The organism is Frankia sp. CgJB1, assembly GCF_977947065.1.
The window spans coordinates 1-18,197 of sequence record NZ_CDWTNB010000077.1 but is presented as its reverse complement, the minus strand read 5'-3'; the positions used below and the strand labels follow the sequence as shown (position 1 = coordinate 18,197).

Genomic DNA, 18,197 nt, shown 5'->3' with positions numbered 1-18,197 from the left:
GACCCGCAGACGCCCCCACATATCAGGACACTTTTGGGTACGTGCGAGGTGAGTTGCGAGGTGAATGGGGTAGGTGCCTGCACAGAAGCAATCATGATATCATGATTGAGGAGTCTGATATCGAACCTGCGAGGTGGCGCCGGTGGCCGACATCCTCGTACGTGACGTACCCGATGCGGTTCTCGCCGAGCTCGACGCTGCCGCCGCCCGAGCCGGAATCTCGCGTGTCGAGTATCTGCGCCGCACGCTTGCCGCCGAAGCCGAGCGGGCATCGCGCGACACACGTCCCCCTCTTGGGCGGGAGAACTGGGCGCAGCTCCACGACCTGATCTCGGACCTCGCCGACGAAGACGTGATGCGCGGTGCCTGGTCGTGACCGACAGCTGGCTCATCGACAAGTCGGCACTGGTCCGCATACCAACCCATCCCGACGAACCCGTCTGGTCACAGCGAGTCGATCAAGGTCTGGTACACATCTGCGCGGTCACGCTGCTCGAAGTGGGCTACTCGGCCCGCAACGGCCCTGAGCACGCCCGGCTCCTCGGCACCCTGCCGCTCGCACGCATGGTCATCCAGTGGGACATACCGGCAGCCGTGGCCCGGCGCGCCTACGAGGTCCAAGGCCTGCTGGCCGCAGCCGGCCATCATCGGGCCCCGGGCATCCCCGATCTGCTGATCGCAGCGACAGCGGAAACCGCCGGGCTCACGCTCCTGCACCGCGACAAGGACTTCGAACTGATCGCAGACCTGACCAGGCAACCGTTGTGCCGATTGTCCTGATCCTCCAGACCCCACGCCGATGACACCCCACGAGTTGGACGACGGATGGCTCGTGTTCAACCGGCCGCGCGTCCGCGTCCGCGGCATCCGGGGCATCATAATTCATCGAGGCGGCCGGAGCCTGCGCCGCGGGCGAAGGCGCGGTTGACGGTTCCACTTCGGGCCGCCAGGCGGTCATCGACTTTGGCTGCTCGGCGTCGGATGTCCCCGCCCCGCTCCGGCGTCACCGGGGTCCCCGAGTTCGCTGCTGTCGGTCTCAGTGGACACCGCTGAGCTCCTCGATGTGCTCGCGCAGGTCACCGACGGTGGCGAAACTCGCGAGCCGTTCGTCGGCGATCTGGATCGAGAACTCGCGTTCGACAGCATAGATGAGGTTGATGTGCGCGAGCGAGTCCCATCCGGGTATGTCGGCGGCGGTCGTGGCGTCGGTGATGACGAGGCCGTCGTCACCGAAGATCTCCCGGAAGATCTGCTGCAGCCGCTCCTGCGTCATTACCTGGGCACCGCGGTCAGCTCGGCGATCAGTGCGTGCTCCCGCAGAGCCGCGGCGCCTTCGCCAGCGCCGGCATCCCCTCTGTTGATCATTTCTGCGGCCCCTCCCGATGTGATTCGTCATGGCACCCCGCATGGCACCCCGCGTCCACCAGGTCTAACTCTACCGTTACGTAAGAGTTGGTTCGTCGGGGATGGCGTCCCGGCGGGGATTGGAGAGCTGACGCGCCCCTGGGTGCCAACGCATACTCGACCATTACGTAATGGTACTGTCGCAGCTGTGCGGAATGTGGCTGCTTCGCCGCGGATGACCGCGATCGACTCGCATCGACGCGTGTTCGCGCTGACGGACGGGCCCCGTCCAGGGATCCCGGCGGCCACCTGTTCGCGTTCGTCCGGGTTAGCGACCTGCGCCACTCTGCCGAGGAGCGTCCAGCAGTGACGGCAAAGCAGAACCTGGCTATCGCCTGTGCCGACCATCTGCCAGGCGGAAGTCCATGTGCCCACCTGCCCCAGCTCGCCGGCCGCGGCGCGCTGGTCACCGGTGCCTCCAGCGGGATCGGACGCGCCATCGCCCTTCGGTTGGCGCGGGCCGGCGCACTTGTCATCGCGACCGGTCGCGATCAGGAGGTGCTGGCGAGGATGGTCAAGGAAGCCGACGAGGTCGGTCTGACCATCCACCACCAGGCTGCGGACATCACCGATCCCGCGGACCGCGGCTGTCTGGTCGACATGGTCCGTGATCAGCCCACGGACCTGAAGATCCTGGTGCACTCGGCAGGGGCCTACCACCGCGGCGCGATCACCGACGCCCCGCTGGCCGACCTCGACGAACAGCTGGACGTCAATGTGCGCGCGCCCTATGTGCTCACCCAGATGCTGATCCCGAACCTCATCCGGACCGGTGGCGACGTAGTGTTCATCAACTCCACCCAGGGCCTGTCCGCCGGCGCCGGCGTCGGCCAGTACGCCGCGGCCAAGCACGCCCTGCGGGCGATCGCCGACAGCCTGCGGGCGGAGGTCTCGGCTGCCGGGGTGCGGGTGTGCACGGTCTTCCCGGGCCGCACCGCGACCCCCATGCAGCAAAAAATCTTCCAGGCCGAGGGGCGGGCGTGGAATGCCGACCTGCTCATCGCGCCCGACGACATCGCCGACGCCGTGACCGGGGCAGTGGCACTTCCCGACCGCGCGAGTATCACCGAGATCGTGATACGCCCCACCCATGGACCCGGACCAAGGGACTCGTTCGTAGCTCGTCCGCAGACGAGCTAGACCTCACAACGCTGTGCGGCGACTGCCGGCCAGGTCCCAGGTCCGGCCGATAGCCGGCTGCCAACGCCACGATGTTTACCCGATCGGGGCTCGATAGACAATTCAATACCTACGTTAGTGTTTGTTTCTCCGAGGTGTCGCCGCGGCCTTGCCTGGGACGGCACGCATGGCTGACGATCAAGGGGGCGCGTTGACCCGGAGGACCTCGCCGGAATCTGCCCAGCAGGAGATCTTCCGTCCCTCGCGGCAGCTCCCACCGTCTCAGGCCGGGCTGGAGCTGCCCACGTTGACCGGCCTGCGGGGAGTCGCCGCCACTCTGGTGTTCCTCCGCCACATCCACGCAGACGTCCAAGGGACTCTGCCTGTGGTCGCGGTGCTAGGCAACATCGGATACGTGGGCGTCACGTTCTTCTTCGTGCTGTCGGGGTTCGTCCTCACCTGGGCGGCCAGGCCGATCGCCGTGGGGCAATTCTATTGGCGCCGGTTCGCCCGGGTCTATCCTCTGTACTTCGCCGCCATCTGGATCTGGCTCGCGATCGCGTGGTCGCCGGAGACGCTCGGGGACTTCGGCTCGAAGCCCCTCTCCATCCTGCCGAGTCTGCTCCTCGTCCAGGCCTGGGTCCCGACCCAGTCGATCTATTTCGGCTGGGGTGGTGCCGTGCTGTGGTCGTTGTCCTGCGAGGCGTTCTTCTACCTGGTCTTCCCATACGTGTACCGCAGGTTCGCGACCCGCACCAACCCCGAACGCATCCGCACCACGCTCCTGTTCGTTCTCCCTGCCGCGGCCGTGTCATGTGTGGCGAGCGCCGCGGGCTCTCGATTCGATCTTGCCGCGTACGCGAACCCGGCGGTGCGGCTCGGCGAGTTCGTCCTTGGCGTGGCCCTTGGGTTGCTGGCTCGTGAGGGTGCCCGCGCAACGCCGTGGCAACGTCGGATGCTTACTACCTTCTCCTGCGCCTGGTTGGTTGTCTCGATACTCCTGGGCTACCGCTACGGCCATCTACAGGGATTCATCGACACGCTCACACTGCCGGCGTTTGCCATCATCATCTTCCTGGCCGGCACCCGTGAGGCGGACGGCCGCCGGATTCCGGTGTTCAGCTTCCGCCCACTCGTCTATTTCGGCGAGATCTCCTACGCCTTCTATCTTGTTCACCCCGCCGCACTCACGATCAGCGGGGAACTCGGCTGGGTCGACGCCACCACCGCGGCCGGGACGGCGCTCGCCATCCTCGCCGACTTCGCCCTGTCCTTCGCCCTCGCCGCGGTCCTGCATCACACGGTGGAAGGCCCGGCCCGCCGATGGCTGATGGGGGTACTCCGGTCACGATCGTCCCCCCGTCATGCCTACCGGAGCCTGCTGCCCGATGTGCCACCGCGGATCCCACAGGAGTCTGCGAGCGCGATGCCAGCGGCCCGGGACCTGGCGTGACTGCGGTCATGGCCATGGACAACCCGGCGGGGCCGGAGCTCAGAAGTCGGTTTGATTGGTGATGTGATCAGCTGGCAACGAAGCCGTGGCTGGGTCCCGGTCTCACCCGGTGGGGGCGGAAGTGGTGCCAGTGGGTGTTTCCTGACCGCGATCGGTCAGGATTGTGTCGCGTCTGTGGATGCGGAAAGAGGAGGGAAATCCGTCGCGGCGGGCGAGCGCGGCTGTTAGTGCGGATGTGGCCAGCAGGGAGCCGCCGGCCATGCCGATGTTGCGACGTCGCGCCGCCAAGTGGACTTGGGCGTGGGCGGGGCCGATTTCGTACCGGTGGTAGTGGCAGCCAGGGCAGACGTGGAAAATGGAGGTGCGGCGACGTAGACAGTGATCATGGGCTGCGGATCCTGGTGACGCTCTCCTCGACGAGGCCGACGGCGGGCCAGCCGATCGACGCCGGTGACTGACCGGGGCTCGTCGGCCGCTACGGCGAGTTGGTAGCCCCGATCGTGGTGCGAGCGGCCTGTTGTGACGCGGGCGTGCCCGCCTGGTCGCCGACTCGGGCCGCGTCAGGTGCGTCCGCAGGCATCGAGAAGAAGCTCGGCGACGGGCGTCCTCACCTCCACGCGGTCGCCGACCGACCGGATCACCTCGATGGCGGTCTCGGTGGCGGTGTCGTTCGCCCAGGCGTGCGCGGACGCGTGGAGGCGGTCGCCGGGATCGTCGCTCGGCTGGTCGAGCTCTACCTGCCGCACCTCCAGCGCGTCCACCTTGACCTGGCCATACGGAGTTGGCAGCAGGACGCCTGCGGGCTCCACGGCCCTCGCGCCCGCCGCTGCGCGGAGCACCTCCAGGTGCGGCGTGGTCCCGTGCAGTCGGTCGACAACGTCCAGATCGACCGTCGCCCGGTGGGCGTTGGAGATCCGGGCACAGCACCGCCAGCCCGCCGACCACGACAGGCGGCTGGCCGGTGAGTGTCCGCACTTCCTCGACGGCCTGGACGACCGCGGCCATCGCGTCGCCCAGGAAGGTCACCCGGCTACCAGACACGGGCCCACCCCGGGTCTGGTAGCCAGGCGTCGAGGATCTCGCGCCCACGCCCCACGTCCTGAGCCAGATCGAGCGCGACGAACAGCGGATGCGCAAGCGGCCACCGCCACCGCTCGGGCAGGAGATCGACGCGACGGGCGCAGACGGCCGCCACCGGTGCGACCCGCACCGCGGCACGCGCCTGGGCCGGCGCCGGAGCGGCGCCGAGAAGCGTAGCCGCGCGCCGGAGCACCGCCTGATCGGGAACGAAGAAGTCAGGCACCTGGTCGGCGCGGACAGCGACCGGGGCACCGTACGCCGCGGCGGCGGTCGGGTCCGTCAACGCCCACCCGATCTCGTTTTCCACGTCACGCAGGCCGAGACGCAGCGATCTGGTGACGCCGCTGGTGTCACCCGGATCGGGGAGTCTGGCGAGATAGGCGCGCGGCGTTGGCCAGCGCTCGACCACCTGCCAGAACAGCCGCGAGTCCGTGACGACGTTCGCGGCGTCGACAAGACCGTCGTGCCGCAGCGCCGCCAGCAGCTCCGACACCGTGCTGGCGGCGCGGCCGAGCCGGCGCGCCAGCTCCCGGATGGCGGTGCCCGCTTGCGGCTCCATGAGCAAAGCGGTCGCGACCTCGAGCCCGGCCGTGCCGCTCAAGGCCCGTGTCCGCGCACCGCGTCCGGTGACCGGGCTGACCTCGGCGTCGATCACAAGGTTGCTCGAACGAAGCGCGATCCGGCCGCGCAGGTCGTAGTAGCCGGCCCGATGCTCGGTCAGCAGCTTCCGGGCCGCCCCGGTCACCCGGTCCGCGACGACCAGGAGAAGGAAGCCGCCCGATCCACCGGGTGGACGGCTGGCCGCGAGCAGCTGCGCGGCGACGCCCTCGGACACCAGTGACCGGCGCTTGAGCTCGATGGGAACCGCGACACCATCCGGGTCGAGCACGAGATCGACCCCGCGATCGGGCCCGGAGGCGGGCGGTCGGGCCTCGACTCCGAGCTGGCAGAAGGCGTCGACCACGAGGGCCTCGGTGTCCACGCGGACCAGCGTTCACACTGTTCGCTGTTCGGTCAATACCGAACACCGAACAAGGGCGCGGCGAGCAACAGCCCGCGAGATCGGGCGGGACAAGGACCGCGGACAAGGTGAGAGGGGTCGAACCGGGTCGGGTCGAGCGAAGCTCGACATCGGGGGTTCGGGGGGTTGCCCCCGGCAGACATCGCGGCAAACGCCGAAGCTGACGGAAGGTCAGCGATCATGGCAAGCCAGCCCGCAGCGTAGCCGGGGCTCGAACCCATCCGCTCCGTCGGGTCAGGTCGGCGCCATCAGCGGCCCCGGGGCCGGCAGCGACCTCGGCGCCGCCAGCGACCGCAGCATCCGTCGGTCGGTCTTCAGGCTGCTGGTGAGCGGCAGTGCCTCGACGATGTGCACCTCACGCGGGTACCGGATGGGACCCAGCCGGGCGCGGCCCCAGCGCACCAGCTCCTCCGGGGAGACGGTGCCACCCGGGACGAGTTCCACGAACGCGACCACCTCCTCCCCGCGCTGGGAGTCCGGTCGGCCCACGACGCCGCACGAGGCGACCTCGGGATGGGCGAGCAGGCCGTCCTCGACGTCGCGCGGATAGACGTTGACGCCACCCCGGATGATCAGATCCTTGATCCGGTCAACCACGTACAGGTAGCCGTCGGGGTCCAGCCGGCCGATGCCCCCGGTGTGCAGCCAACCGCCCCGCAACGCCCCCGCGGTGGCCTCCGGGGCCTGCCAATACCCCGTCATCACCATCGGGCCCCGCACGCAGATCTCCCCGTCCTGGCCCCGACCGGCCTCGCAGCCGTCGGGGAGCTCAATACGCACCTCGACCCCGGGGCCGGGCACGCCCACGCTGCCGAGTCGTGTTCCGCCCACCGGCGAGGTGGTGATGATCGCGGATGACTCGGTACAGCCGTATCCCTCCACCAGCTCGGCGCTGGGCAGCCGCCGGCGCCATTCGAGGGCGGTCTCCCGGGGCAGCGGCGCGCCACCGCTCGTCACCCGCCGCAGGGTCGACAGATCGTAGTCGTGCAGGGGCTGCGCGAGCAGCTGCGCCACCATGGACGGCACCAACGCACTGATGTTCACCTGGTGCTCGACCACGAGGTCGAGCCAGCTCCGCGGCTCGAACCAGCGCATGAGAACCATCGGTCCGGGGTTCACCATGTGCAGGGTCATGACGCTGATCGTCAGCCCGTAGACGTGGGACAGCGGCAGCGGCAGCAGGCCGGCCAACTTCTCGTCCGGGGTGGCCGACATCGCTGCCCAGCCACCCGCGGACAGCCCGTCGTGCGAGAGGACCACCCCCTTCGCCCGCCCGGTCGTGCCGCCGGTGTAGAGCAGCGCGGCCATGTCGGAAGGATCCACCTCCACAACCGGACTCTCCTCGCCGGCCTCGAGATCGGCGAAGCGCAGTACCGGGGTGGTGAGCCCGACCCGGAGTGTGCCGGCCTGGAGCATGGATCGTGGCGGGGACGGGGACGGGGACGGGGACGGGGACTGCGGCGGAGGCGGGGACTGCGGCGAGGGCGGGGAGACGCCGGGCCGGTCCCCGTCCGCCAGTATCAGGGCGCGCACCGCCGAGCCGCCGTCGCCGACCGCCGCGCGGACCCGGTCCAGGAACTCGGGTGTGGTGACCACGAACCGGGCTCCGCTGTCGACGAGGACGTGGCGCAGCTCGTGCTCGGTCAGCAGGAACAGCACCGGGGTCACGACCCCACCGGCCCGCCACACCGCCTGGTAGGTGACACCCACCTCGGGACAGTTGGCCATGCACACGGCCACCCGGTCGCCCCGGCGCAGACCCGCCGCCCGCAGGCCGCCCGACAACCGGCGGGCCCGCGCCAGCAACTCCCCCGACGTCTGGTCGCGTCCCTCGAAGCGAAGCTCCGCCGTGCCGCCGGTCCGTTCCTGCGCCAGGTCGGCGAGCCGACCGAGGCTGATCCCGGCCGGACGAGATCCGGTTGCGGTCACCATACGATCCGCCTTCCGTAGCCGTGTCTTCCTGTGTGCCCCTGCCTGCGCCCCTGTGCCTGTGCGCCCCGTGCCTGTGCGCCCCGTGCCCTCGTGATGGTGCACCGCGACACGCTCGTAGACCAGCAGGTACCGGCAGGACGTCACCCCGCAGCGTCACGACGGACGCCCGAACCACCGTCGGATGCCATGCTCGGCATACCTGCGGGAGACGGGACCGGTCCATCCCGCCCGGACGGAGGTCGGACGACGCATCGCCCTGTGAACGGCCATCACCCGCCCCCCCGCGTGGTGAAGCCGGGAAGGCCCGGTTCACGATGGTGGCCGGTCCCGACTCCGGACCGGCCCCGGACCGCGGCCATCGGTCCCGGCAGACGGAGGTGCCCATGGGCTCGCCCATTGGTAAGTCCTCGGCTTGGCGCAACTGGGCGGGCAATGAGACCGTCCGGTCGGTGCGCCTCGCCCGCCTCCGCGACGCGGAGGAGATCTCCGCCCTGGTCGGTACCGCCGTCCGGGACGGTCATCAGATCCGAGCGATCGGATCGTCCCATTCCATGAGCGCCATCGGCCGCCCGGACCCGGGCTCCGTCCAGGTCTGCCTGGACAGGTGCGCCGACCTCGTTGCCCTGGACGGCGGCAGCGGCCTGGTGACGGTGCGCGGTGGGATGACCATGCGCCGGCTGAACCGGCTGCTCGCGGAGGCCGGGCTCGCCCTGACCAACCAGGGCGACGTCGACGAGGTGACCATCGTGGGTGCCATCTCAACCGGCACCCACGGCACCGGGGCCCGCTTCGGCGGCCTGTGCACCCAGGTCCGGGCGCTCGAGGTGGTGCTCGGCGACGGCAGCGTGGTCACCTGTTCACGCGGCGAACGTCCCGAGTTGTTCGCCGCCGCCCGGCTGGGCCTGGGTGCCGTCGGCGTCGTCACGTCGGTCACCCTGCAGGCGGCGCCGCTGTTCGCCCTGCAGGTCCAGGAGGGCCCGATGCGCCTGGACAAGGTCCTCGACTCCTACGACGAGCTCGTCGACCAGACCGACTACCTTCGCTTCTCGTGGTTTCCGCACACCACGACGGCCCTGGTCAGACGCGGTCAGCGGCGTCCGCTCGACGACGGCCTGGCGCCGCTGCCCCGGCTGCGCTGCTGGGTCGACGACGAACTGGTGTCGAACACCCTCTTTGGCGCGCTGATGACGACGGGCCGGCGGATGCCCGCGGCGGTGCGGCCCATCGCGCACGTCAGCGCGCGGGCGTCGGGCAGCCGCACGTTCCGCGACCTGTCCTACCGGGTGTTCACCTCCCACCGCCGGGTCCGGTTCAAGGAGATGGAGTACGCCCTCCCCCGTGCCGATCTCGCCGCGACGCTGCGTGAGCTGGTCTACGCCATGGGGAGCGCGGACGTGCGCGCCGTCTTCCCGGTGGAGGTCCGATGCGCCGCCGCGGACGAGATCCCGATGTCGACGGCGTACGGCCGCGACACCGCCTACATCGCCGTGCACATGGATCACCGCGGTGCGCACGGCGACTACTTCGACCTCGCCGAGAAAATCATGTTGTCGGTCGGCGGCCGGCCGCACTGGGGCAAACTGCATTCGCTGGACGCGGCGACGCTGCGTGGGCTCTATCCCCGTTTCGACAACTTCCTGGCCGTGCGCGACGCCGCCGACCCGACCGGGGTGTTCGCGAACGCGTACCTCGACCGCGTCCTCGGCTCACCGGCCGGCGCCCCCAACGCTCGGTGACCTGACCACGGCACGCCACGGCGATTTCTCGCCGATGTGGCGACGGGCGGAGCCGCGGTCGCGGGAGGTTCAGCCCGCGGTGGTCCGGCCGCCGACGTCCTCGCCGAGGTAGGCCTGCCGGACCCGGTCGTCGGCCAGCAGGCTCGCGGCGGTGCCCGCCAGCACGACCTCGCCGGTCTCCAGCACGTAGCCACGGCCCGCGATCCGCAGCGCCGAGGCCGCGTTCTGCTCGACCAGCAGCACCGCGACCCCCTCCCGGTTGATCTCCGCGATCACCTCGAAGATGGTCTGAACGATCATCGGGGCCAACCCCATCGACGGCTCGTCGAGGAGCATCAGCCGGGGACGGCTCATCAGCGCGCGTCCGATCGCGAGCATCTGCTGCTCGCCACCGGACAACGTGCCTCCCGGCTGCGCGACCCGCTCGGCCAGCCGGGGGAAGAGCGCGAACACCCGGTCGAGGTCGGTCCGCACGTGCCGGCGATCGTGGTAGGCGCCCATCAGGAGGTTCTCGCGGACACTCATGCTCGGGAAGATCCTCCGGCCCTCGGGCACGTGGCTCACCCCCCGGCCGACGAGTTCGTGCGCCGGAATCGACGACAACGGGCGACCGTCCAGCCACGCCTGTCCCGCCCGGGGCCGCAGCAGTCCGGAGATCGTCCGCAGCGTGGTCGTCTTGCCGGCGCCGTTGGCCCCGAGCAGGGTGACGATCTCGCCCTCAGCCACCTCCAGGCTGACGCCGCGCAGGGCGGTGACGGCGCCGTAGGCGACCTCGACACCGGCCAGAGTCAGCAGCATCAGCGCAGTTCCTTCCACCCGGCAGGGCCGGCCGGGCTGGGATCCGCCGTATCGGGATCCGCCGCGCCGGCGTCGGCTAGGCCCAGGTACGCCTCGATGACCGCCGGGTCCCGCTGGACCTCCGCCGGCGTGCCGGACGCGATGATCCGGCCGAAGTTGAGCACCACCACCGAGGTCGCCACCGACATGACCAGTCGCATGTCATGCTCGATGAGCAGGACCGACACCCCGGTGCCCGCGATCCGGATGATCATCTCCGCCAGGTCGCGCTTCTCCGCCGGGTTCGTGCCGGCCGCGGGCTCGTCGAGCAGCAGCAGACGCGGCTCGGTACCGAGCGCCCGGGCGATCTCCAGCCGGCGTTGCTCGCCGTAGGGCAGTGACGCGGCGAGCTCGTGCGCCCGGTGCGGCAGGCCCACGAGCTCGAGCAGCTCCAGCGCGTGCCGCACGCCGTCACGCTCGGCCCGCCGGGCGCCCGGCAGCCCCAGCACCGCGGCCAGCGGCCCGTACCGCTGCCGCACCTCGGTCCCGATCTGGACGTTCTCCAGCGCCGACAGAGCGGGGAAGAGCCGGATGTTCTGGAAGGTCCGGGCGACGCCGAGCCGGGTGATGGCGTGCGGGCGGCGCCCCACCAACTCGGCCGGCCAGCCGGGCCGGGGCCAGAAGGTGACCGATCCCTGCTGCGGGCGGTATGCCCCGGTGAGGCAGTTGAACAGCGAGGTCTTGCCGGCCCCGTTCGGTCCGATCACCGCCAGGATCTCGCCTCGGCGCTGGCGCAGTGAGACGCCGTCGAGGCTGGTCACACCCCCGAACCGCAGCGCCAGGCCGCGGGCCTCCACCACCAGGTCCTCCGGGCCTCCGCCGCGCCCGGCGTCCCCGCGGCCCTGGCTGTCCCCGCGCTGCCGGCCCCGGGAGCGCCGGTGTCCCGGCGGCGAGACGCGGTGCGCTCCGCCCCTGGTCACGGCTTGCCTCCCGTGGGCGCGGCGCCCAGGGAGTCCGCCGCGCCGATGCCGACCTCCGCAAGCTGGATCTCCCGACGCCGTCGGCGCGACGGCACGAGTCCCTGCGGACGGAAGATCATCATGATCACGATGACGGCCCCGAAGTAGATGTACCGGTCCGCGGGCGGGACCTTGTCGCGCAGGTAGAAGGCGATGCCCTGGAGGACGACGGCACCGACCACCACCCCGAGCCGGGAACCCATCCCGCCGAAGATGACGACGGCGACGACGAAGAACGACGCCTGCAGGCTGAAGCTCTGCGGGTTGAAGAACTGTTTGGAGGCGAAGAGCACGCCGGCGAAGCCCGACACCGAGGCGCCGATAGCGAAGGCGAGCAGCTTCATCCGCAGGGTCGCGACCCCGGTCGCCTCGGCGGCGATCTCGTCCTCGCGGATCGCCGCCCAGGCCCGGCCGATCCTGGACCGTTCCAGCCGACCGAAGGCGATCATGACTCCGACGATGATGACCAGGAGTAGGTAATAATACGGTAGCGGGTCGATGCCCCACTCGTAGTCGAGGCCGAGCAGGTTGATCGACAGGTGCGGAACGCCGAAGGCCCCCCGGGCACCGTTCGTGATGTTGTCGGCGTTGTTCGCGATCAGATGGATGATCTCACCGAAACCGAGCGTGACGATCGCCAGGTAGTCACCCCGCAGCCGCAGCGTCGGCGCGCCCAGGACGACGCCGGCGAGCGCGGCGAGGACCAGCGCAATCGGGAAGACGAAGAACGGGTTGAGCACGAAAGGCGCGTGCCACGGCATCGCGGTCTGTGAGGTGAAGTAGGCCGTCGTGTAGGCACCGATGGCGAAGAAGGCGATGTAGCCGAGGTCGAGCAGGCCGGCGTAGCCGACCACGACGTTCAGGCCCAGTGCGAGCAGCGCGTAGATGCCGATGTCGTTGACCATCGACTGCTGCGCGGCGGTCGAGACGACCAGCGGGGCAATGATCGCGACCGCCAGGAGCGTCAGGTTCAGCGCGATCGGGCCGCCCCGGGTGGCGTAGGCCGCACTCACCGGCCCCCGGAGGCCGGCCGCCAGCCGGCCCGCCGCGCCCCGCAATTCGACGCCGAGCGCCAGGACGATCCACAACGCGACGGCGAGCCCCAGGTAGGGCAGGATCCGCGCGTCCAGCACCGAATCCTGAAATGCCTTCAGCGGTTTGTCGGAGCCCCCGGCCGGACCGGTCACCACCGCGGCGAGCACACCCACCAGCAGCAGTACCCCGAGCTGGCGCAGCCGGGCCAGGGAGAACAGCACGGCCGGACGCAGCAATGCGCCCGCCGGGCCGCCACCAGGCTCGCCACCCGCCCCGGCGGGCGGGAGCAGTGCCCCGGCGGTCGGCGGGCGGGCGGACGACGTCGCAGCGCTCACGCTGCCCTCCCCAGACGTTCCCCGAGCAGGCCGGACGATCGGATCATCAGGATGCCGACCAGGACCAGGAAAGCGATCACGTCCTTGTAGGACGTCTGGAAGATGTATCCGCCGTAGCTTTCCACCAATCCGAGGAGCAGGCCGCCGAGCATCGCCCCGCGCACGTTACCGATGCCGCCGAGGACCGCGGCGGTGAACGCCTTCACTCCGGGGACGAACCCCATGCTGTACGAGGCGTTGAACGTCATCGCGTACAGGAAGCCGCCGGCTCCGGCCAGCAGGCCGCCGAGCACGAACGTGACGATGATGATGCGTTCGACGTTCACGCCCATGAGAACCGCGGTGTCGGCGTCCTGGGCCACCGCGCGGATGCCCTGCCCGAGCCGGGTCCCCGCGACCAGCCGGTCCAGTCCGACCAGCATCGCGATCGCGACCGCGAAGATGACCAGCGACTGGGTGGAGACGCCCGCTCCGAACAGCGTGAACACCGTTCCGTCGGTGAACAGGTTGGGCAGGGCCACGTTCTGCCGGCCGAACTCCTTGCCGGCGAGGTTCACCGCGAACAGCGAGGCCCCGATGGCGCTGATGAGGTAGGCCAGCCGGGGGGCGGAACGGCGCCGCAGCGGCCGGTACGCCACCCGTTCGAGCGTGAAGGCGGCGAGCCCGCCGCAGATCGCGCCGGCGCCGAGACCCATGGTCACCAGGCCCACCGATTCGAGGCCGCCCGGGACCGAGCCGTCCCCGGGCAGCAGGGCGCGGGCGGCAAACAGCCCGCCGAAGGATCCCAGCATGAAGACCTCGCTGTGCGCGAAGTTAATGAGCTGAAGGACTCCGTAGACGAGAGTGTACCCGAGCGCGATGACCGCGTACAGGGAGCCGACCGTCAGACCGTCGACGGTCAGCTGCCAGAACTGGTCGAGGAAACCCATCCGTGTGCCTCGTTCACCACCAGGCGAAGCGGTGGCCGGACGTCCCACCCCCGGCCACCGCCCGCACCGACATCAGGACTTGACCAGGTCCGCGATGTTGCCGAGAACGGTGATCTGTCCGCCCTTGACCTGGTAGACGAACACGTTGGAGCCCTTGACCTCGCCGTTCGGCTCGAACGCCACGGTCTTCGTGATGCCGGGGAAGTTCACGGAACCGAACGCGCCGGCCACGGACTCCCGGGTGACGTCCTTGCCGAGCTTCTTGAAGACGTCCGCGAGGGCGAGCGTGGCGTCGTAGGCCTCACCGGAATAGGTGCCGGGCTTCGCCCCGTTGTTGACCTTCTTGTAGGACGCGACGAAGGACGCGGCCTTCGGGTCGGTGTTGGCGTCGCCGCAGGGGCAGGTGAGGTAGGCACCCTCGGCCGCGGCGGCCCCGGCCTGCGCGACGTACTGCGGGTCGAGCGAGCCGTCACCACTGATGATCTTTCTGGTGAAGCCCTTGCTCTTCAGCGCCTTCGACAGCAGCGCGAACTCGGGGTAGTAGCCGGAGTAGTAGAGGACCTCGGGCGCGGCAGCAATGATCTTCGTTGCCTCGGACGTGTAGTCCTTGGTCGGGTTGATGCCGTCGTGGGTCACGTTGACGCCCTTGGCCTTGAGCTCGGCCTCCAGCGCACCCGACAGGCCCGTGCCGTACTCGCTCTTGTCGTCCAGCGAGTACACCTTCGTCGCCTTGAGCACCGTGGCGATGTAGTCGGCCGCGGCCTTGCCCTGCACGGTGTCCGGGGCGATGACCCGGTAGAAGGTCTTGAAGCCCAGGGTAGTGAGCGCGGGGTTCGTCGCCGACGGGCTCACCGACAGCAGTCCGGCCTGGGTGTAGGCCGGCTCGCTCGCCTTGGTCGCGCCGGAGAACATCGGGCCGACCACCGCGACGACCTTGGAGTCATCGATCAGCTTCTGGGCGGCCGTCGGGCCCTGATCCGGCGAGCCACCGTCGTCGGACTCGGCGAGCTTGAGCTGGAACGGCGCGCTCGCATCCGCGTTGACCTCGGCGATCGCCGTCCGGACGCCGTAGAGGGCGTTCAGACCGAGCTGCTGGCTGTCGCCCGAGAGAACTCCCTGGAAGCCGATCGTGATGGTCTGCTTCCTGTTCGAGGACGAACCACTGTCACTCCCACAGGCCACCGCGGTCAACGCCACGGTCGCGGCAAGGGCTATCACTCCCAGGAGCGGGCGCCTACCCATGCAATTCCTCCTCCGGTCCCGCCGGACCCGACTCCGATGCCGTGGCCCGGCCCAATCACCCCGACCCAGTCACCCCGACCCAGTCACCCCGATGCGCCCGGCCCGCGAGCCGGTGCGCCACCGCCTAGAGAATGACGGGCTGACCAGCATCAATTCGCACCGCCCCCCGGATGGGCGGGCCGGCGCACGGTGGACACGCCGACGCGATCCCGCGGAACCCGGCACCTCAGCATGGCTATGCCCAGACCGCCGGGCTGGTGCCCAGCTGTGCCGGCGGGGAGATCCAGCTCGGCGCGACGCCGGCCACAGTGGCGGCCGGGCGGATGTACGACAGGGGTCCGAACTCGCTGTTCATCGTGGCGCAGAACTCCTCGACATCCTCCCGGGTCGGGTCGGAGAGCGCGAGCGTGTCGTGGTGTCCCAGCCCCTGCAGCCAACGACCAGTCCGGGCCAGGGACACACCGACGTGCCAGCTGCCCCCCTCGGTCGCCCGGCGCGCCAGCGCGTCCAGCACCCCGTAGACGGTGAGGTAGCCGGTCGCGTGATCGAGGGCCTGTGCCGGCAGCGGCACGGGGCGGTCGGATCCGGTCACCGCCGCGGCGGCGGTCGCGATGCCGGACGCGGTCTGGACCAGACTGTCGAACCCGCGCAGACCGCTCCAGGGGCCCTGCCGTCCGTACGCGGTGATAGGTCGCGCAGACGATGCCCGGCCGGATCCTGGCGACCGTCTCCGGGCCGAAGTCGAGCCGGTCGAGGGCCATCGGCCGGTAGGCCTGGAGCACCACGTCCGCCGAGGCGATCAGCTCGCGCAGCCTGCGGGCGTCCGCGGCCACCCGCAGGCTGAGGAAGGCGTTGCGCTTGCCGAACCCGGTGTCGACGAGCACCGTGTGCACCTCCGGCAGGTGGGCGGCGCCGACCCGCAGGACGTCGGCTCCGTAGGCGGCCAGCGTGCGACCGGCGACGGGACCGGCGATGACCCGGGTCAGGTCGAGCACCCGCAGACCCGCGGCCGGCGTCTCGGCCAGGGGCGCGGCGAGCACCGGGCCGTCACCGAGCCGGCGCACCTCGACGAGGGGAAGCTCGTCGACCGCCCGGGCCTGCCTGTGCTCGCGCCATTCCCGCTCGCTGCGGGCCATGCTGGCGCACAGACCCATGGCGTGCAGCTCGAGTTCCAGCGGCTCGGCCTCGAAACGGCGGATGACCCGTTCGACGGCGGCGCGCTCGCCCGGCGTCCCAAGAAGATCCAGGATCCCGTTGCGGTGGTGCGGGAAGTTACAGTGCAGCTGGATCCACCGGTCGTCCCCGGTGCGGTAATACCCGGAGATCGCGTCCCACGGGCTCGGCGGTGGCTTGCCGGCCATCCGCAGGTACCGTTCGCTGCGGAAGACCGCGCTCGCGTGACGGGTGTCCACGGTGACCTCCGGCGGGGCCCCGCCGCCGCGGGCCGCGAGCAGGCGGCTGGCCCCGACAGCCGCGGCCGCCACCGACGCGGCCGCCATCATCGTCACCCGGTAGAGGCTGGGAAGGACGTCGGCGGGCCCGGTCACGGTCAGCCGCTCGGCGATGTCCGGATCCTGTACCAGCGACGCGACCTCGGTGACGATCTCCGAGTTCTGCCGTTGCCCCATCCACCCATCCTGTCCCACCCTGGCACGCACGCTGCGCCCCGAGCGCACCGTCGGCCGAACCGGAACAAGGCCGGCATGACCGACAAGACGATCCTGGGAGCCAAGAGCCGCAATGCACAGAAAATCCTACTTTGCGTGCTGTCCCGGCCTCCGAACTCTCGCTCGCCCCCCGGGCCGCCCAAGGCCCATTCTGGTCATGTGTAGGTACTTTCGCCATGACACCGGGCTCGCAGTCGCCCGGTCCGGGTGGTCGGCAATGGCAGGAGACACCCCGTGCGCGTGCAACGCTCGCTGTACGAGGTGCTGGACGTGCCGCCCAGCGCCACCGCCGAGCAGATCCGGCATACCTACCGCATGGCCGCCCGCCGCACCCATCCCGGCGGCCGGTGGTTCGTCACCGGCCTTCGATCGGGTCAGACCGGTAGCCGCACGCGTAGGGAACCGGCCGGGCGCCCGCCGCCGAGCACCGTGGGCGCCCCGAGCACGGCGAGCTGAGCGAAGTCGAGCTCCAGGTGCCCGGGGGCGTCCGGACCGGGAAGAGCACCCAGGCGGGTCAGCACGGCCAGCGCAACCGGGATGCCGGGCCGCCCGCTCCCATCCGCGATCTTGACCGCGACCACGTGACCCTCGGGCGTCGCCACCACCGTGACACCCTCGGCGCCGTTCTTCGCGACGACGCCGGGTACCGCCCGCATCAGGTCGGTGTCGGACCGGCCGACACCCCCGATCAGCTCGGGATGCGCCCGCATGGCGTTGATGACCCGCCACTCGGGGCTGCCCGGCGCAGCCCGGACCATCGCCCGCAGTCCGCGGGCCAGGCCCGTGAGCGAGAACGCGAACAATGGGGCCCCGCACCCGTCCACGCTGGTCGCGACGATCTCCTCGCCGGCCAGCTCCTCGATCGTGCGCCGGATCACCTGCTGCAACGGATGATCGGGATCGGTGTAGTTCTCGATCGGCCAGCCGGCCGCTACGCAGCAGACGATCATCCCCGCGTGCTTGCCGGAGCAGTTCATCAGCACCGGCTCCGCGCGGCCCCCGGAGCGAAGGTGCGCCTGGGCCGCGGCCGGGCCCAACGGAAGATCGGCGGGACAGCGCAGGGTGTCGATGGAGACGCCCGCCACCGAGAGGATCTCCAGCACCCGCGCGAGATGCACCGGCTCGCCGCTGTGGGAACTCGACACAATGGCAAGCAGGTCACCGGGGATCTCCCGGCTCAGGAAGATGCCGTCCAGCCCGGCACGAAGCATCGCGGCGGCCTGAAGGGGCTTGACCGCCGACCGGGGGAAGATCGGGTGGTCGGGCACGCCGACGATGAGCGCACCGTCCCCGTCCCGACCGAGGCCGATGACGGTGCCGTGATGGCAACTCTCCACGAACGGCGCACCGCTGCGCAGCCCCCGGACGACCTCGGCGACCAGCTGCGGGCCCTCCGGCGGCTGCATACAGCCAGCCTACGTCGGGCCTTCTCCCGCTCACCCGTTCTC

Annotated in this window: 17 protein-coding genes and 1 pseudogene; 6 read left to right on the top strand and 12 right to left on the bottom strand. The window is 70.3% G+C overall.

Features of this window, described 5'->3' with window-relative positions; genetic code table 11:
• The first annotated feature begins 142 nt into the window (after positions 1-142).
• Both vapB and AC08OT_RS10815 read left to right on the top strand, forming a co-directional pair.
• Entirely contained in the window at positions 143-376 is a 234-nt protein-coding gene (gene vapB, locus AC08OT_RS10820) for a type II toxin-antitoxin system VapB family antitoxin (protein WP_462187308.1), read from the top strand.
• The gene (locus AC08OT_RS10815) at positions 373-780 is read left to right on the top strand and encodes a PIN domain-containing protein (RefSeq protein ID WP_476594122.1); all 408 of its coding nucleotides are present in this window, start codon (positions 373-375) and stop codon (positions 778-780) included. The genes vapB and AC08OT_RS10815 overlap by 4 nt, the downstream gene beginning before the upstream one ends.
• Before the next feature lie 256 nt (positions 781-1,036).
• Here AC08OT_RS10815 and AC08OT_RS10810 read toward each other — a convergent pair whose 3' ends face one another.
• On the bottom strand, positions 1,037-1,273 hold the full coding sequence (locus AC08OT_RS10810) for an acyl carrier protein (RefSeq protein ID WP_476594123.1): 237 nt from the start codon (positions 1,271-1,273) through the stop codon (positions 1,037-1,039).
• A 437-nt stretch (positions 1,274-1,710) separates the two neighbouring features.
• Here AC08OT_RS10810 and AC08OT_RS10805 point away from each other — a divergent pair, with 437 nt between their 5' ends.
• Positions 1,711-2,544: an SDR family oxidoreductase gene (locus AC08OT_RS10805; RefSeq protein WP_476594124.1), complete on the top strand. Its 834-nt coding sequence runs from the start codon at positions 1,711-1,713 to the stop codon at positions 2,542-2,544.
• Positions 2,545-2,710: 166 nt separating this feature from the next.
• Positions 2,711-3,976 (top strand): acyltransferase family protein, encoded by a 1,266-nt coding sequence (locus AC08OT_RS10800; RefSeq protein ID WP_476594125.1) that lies wholly within the window; start codon positions 2,711-2,713, stop codon positions 3,974-3,976.
• 560 nt (positions 3,977-4,536) lie between these two features.
• On the opposite strand, the gene AC08OT_RS10795 is transcribed toward AC08OT_RS10800, so the two are convergent.
• From AC08OT_RS10795 to AC08OT_RS10785, 3 genes are all read right to left on the bottom strand, one after another.
• Positions 4,537-4,785: a hypothetical protein gene (locus AC08OT_RS10795; RefSeq protein ID WP_476594126.1), complete on the bottom strand. Its 249-nt coding sequence runs from the start codon at positions 4,783-4,785 to the stop codon at positions 4,537-4,539.
• A gap of 221 nt (positions 4,786-5,006) precedes the next feature.
• The gene (locus AC08OT_RS10790; protein WP_476594127.1) at positions 5,007-6,038 is read right to left on the bottom strand and encodes a helix-turn-helix domain-containing protein; all 1,032 of its coding nucleotides are present in this window, start codon (positions 6,036-6,038) and stop codon (positions 5,007-5,009) included.
• A 273-nt stretch (positions 6,039-6,311) separates the two neighbouring features.
• Positions 6,312-8,009 carry a class I adenylate-forming enzyme family protein gene (locus tag AC08OT_RS10785; protein WP_476602781.1) on the bottom strand — a complete coding sequence of 566 codons (1,698 nt, stop codon included), beginning with the start codon at positions 8,007-8,009 and terminating at the stop codon, positions 6,312-6,314.
• Positions 8,010-8,392: 383 nt separating this feature from the next.
• On the opposite strand from AC08OT_RS10785, the gene AC08OT_RS10780 reads away from it, so the two are divergent.
• On the top strand, positions 8,393-9,745 hold the full coding sequence (locus AC08OT_RS10780; RefSeq protein WP_476593668.1) for a D-arabinono-1,4-lactone oxidase: 1,353 nt from the start codon (positions 8,393-8,395) through the stop codon (positions 9,743-9,745).
• A 69-nt stretch (positions 9,746-9,814) separates the two neighbouring features.
• Here the strand turns inward: AC08OT_RS10780 and AC08OT_RS10775 are convergent, their stop codons facing one another.
• The 7 genes and pseudogenes from AC08OT_RS10775 to AC08OT_RS10745 form a co-directional block, all read right to left on the bottom strand.
• Entirely contained in the window at positions 9,815-10,543 is a 729-nt protein-coding gene (locus tag AC08OT_RS10775; RefSeq protein ID WP_462187302.1) for an ABC transporter ATP-binding protein, read from the bottom strand.
• Complete coding sequence (locus AC08OT_RS10770; RefSeq protein WP_476593667.1) at positions 10,543-11,502, bottom strand: ABC transporter ATP-binding protein; 960 nt, start codon at positions 11,500-11,502, stop codon at positions 10,543-10,545. The genes AC08OT_RS10775 and AC08OT_RS10770 overlap by 1 nt, the downstream gene beginning before the upstream one ends.
• Positions 11,499-12,911: a branched-chain amino acid ABC transporter permease gene (locus AC08OT_RS10765; RefSeq protein WP_476602780.1), complete on the bottom strand. Its 1,413-nt coding sequence runs from the start codon at positions 12,909-12,911 to the stop codon at positions 11,499-11,501. The genes AC08OT_RS10770 and AC08OT_RS10765 overlap by 4 nt, the downstream gene beginning before the upstream one ends.
• Positions 12,908-13,840, bottom strand: a complete 933-nt coding sequence (locus AC08OT_RS10760; RefSeq protein ID WP_476593665.1) for a branched-chain amino acid ABC transporter permease — start codon at positions 13,838-13,840, stop codon at positions 12,908-12,910. Before AC08OT_RS10760 ends, AC08OT_RS10765 begins: the two co-directional genes overlap by 4 nt.
• A gap of 72 nt (positions 13,841-13,912) precedes the next feature.
• Positions 13,913-15,082: a branched-chain amino acid ABC transporter substrate-binding protein gene (locus AC08OT_RS10755; protein ID WP_476593664.1), complete on the bottom strand. Its 1,170-nt coding sequence runs from the start codon at positions 15,080-15,082 to the stop codon at positions 13,913-13,915.
• 235 nt (positions 15,083-15,317) lie between these two features.
• The gene (locus AC08OT_RS10750) at positions 15,318-15,716 is read right to left on the bottom strand and encodes a CoA transferase (protein WP_476593670.1); all 399 of its coding nucleotides are present in this window, start codon (positions 15,714-15,716) and stop codon (positions 15,318-15,320) included.
• Positions 15,717-15,831: 115 nt separating this feature from the next.
• Positions 15,832-16,218 (bottom strand): annotated as a pseudogene (locus tag AC08OT_RS10745) (CoA transferase); the annotation flags it as partial.
• A 738-nt stretch (positions 16,219-16,956) separates the two neighbouring features.
• Here AC08OT_RS10745 and AC08OT_RS10740 point away from each other — a divergent pair.
• Positions 16,957-17,205, top strand: coding sequence for a DnaJ domain-containing protein (locus AC08OT_RS10740; RefSeq protein WP_476593663.1), 249 nt, complete (start codon positions 16,957-16,959; stop codon positions 17,203-17,205).
• Here AC08OT_RS10740 and AC08OT_RS10735 read toward each other — a convergent pair.
• A complete protein-coding gene (locus AC08OT_RS10735) occupies positions 17,124-18,155 on the bottom strand; it encodes an asparaginase (protein ID WP_476593662.1) in 1,032 nt (343 codons plus the stop codon). The genes AC08OT_RS10740 and AC08OT_RS10735 overlap by 82 nt on opposite strands.
• Positions 18,156-18,197: the final 42 nt, after the last annotated feature.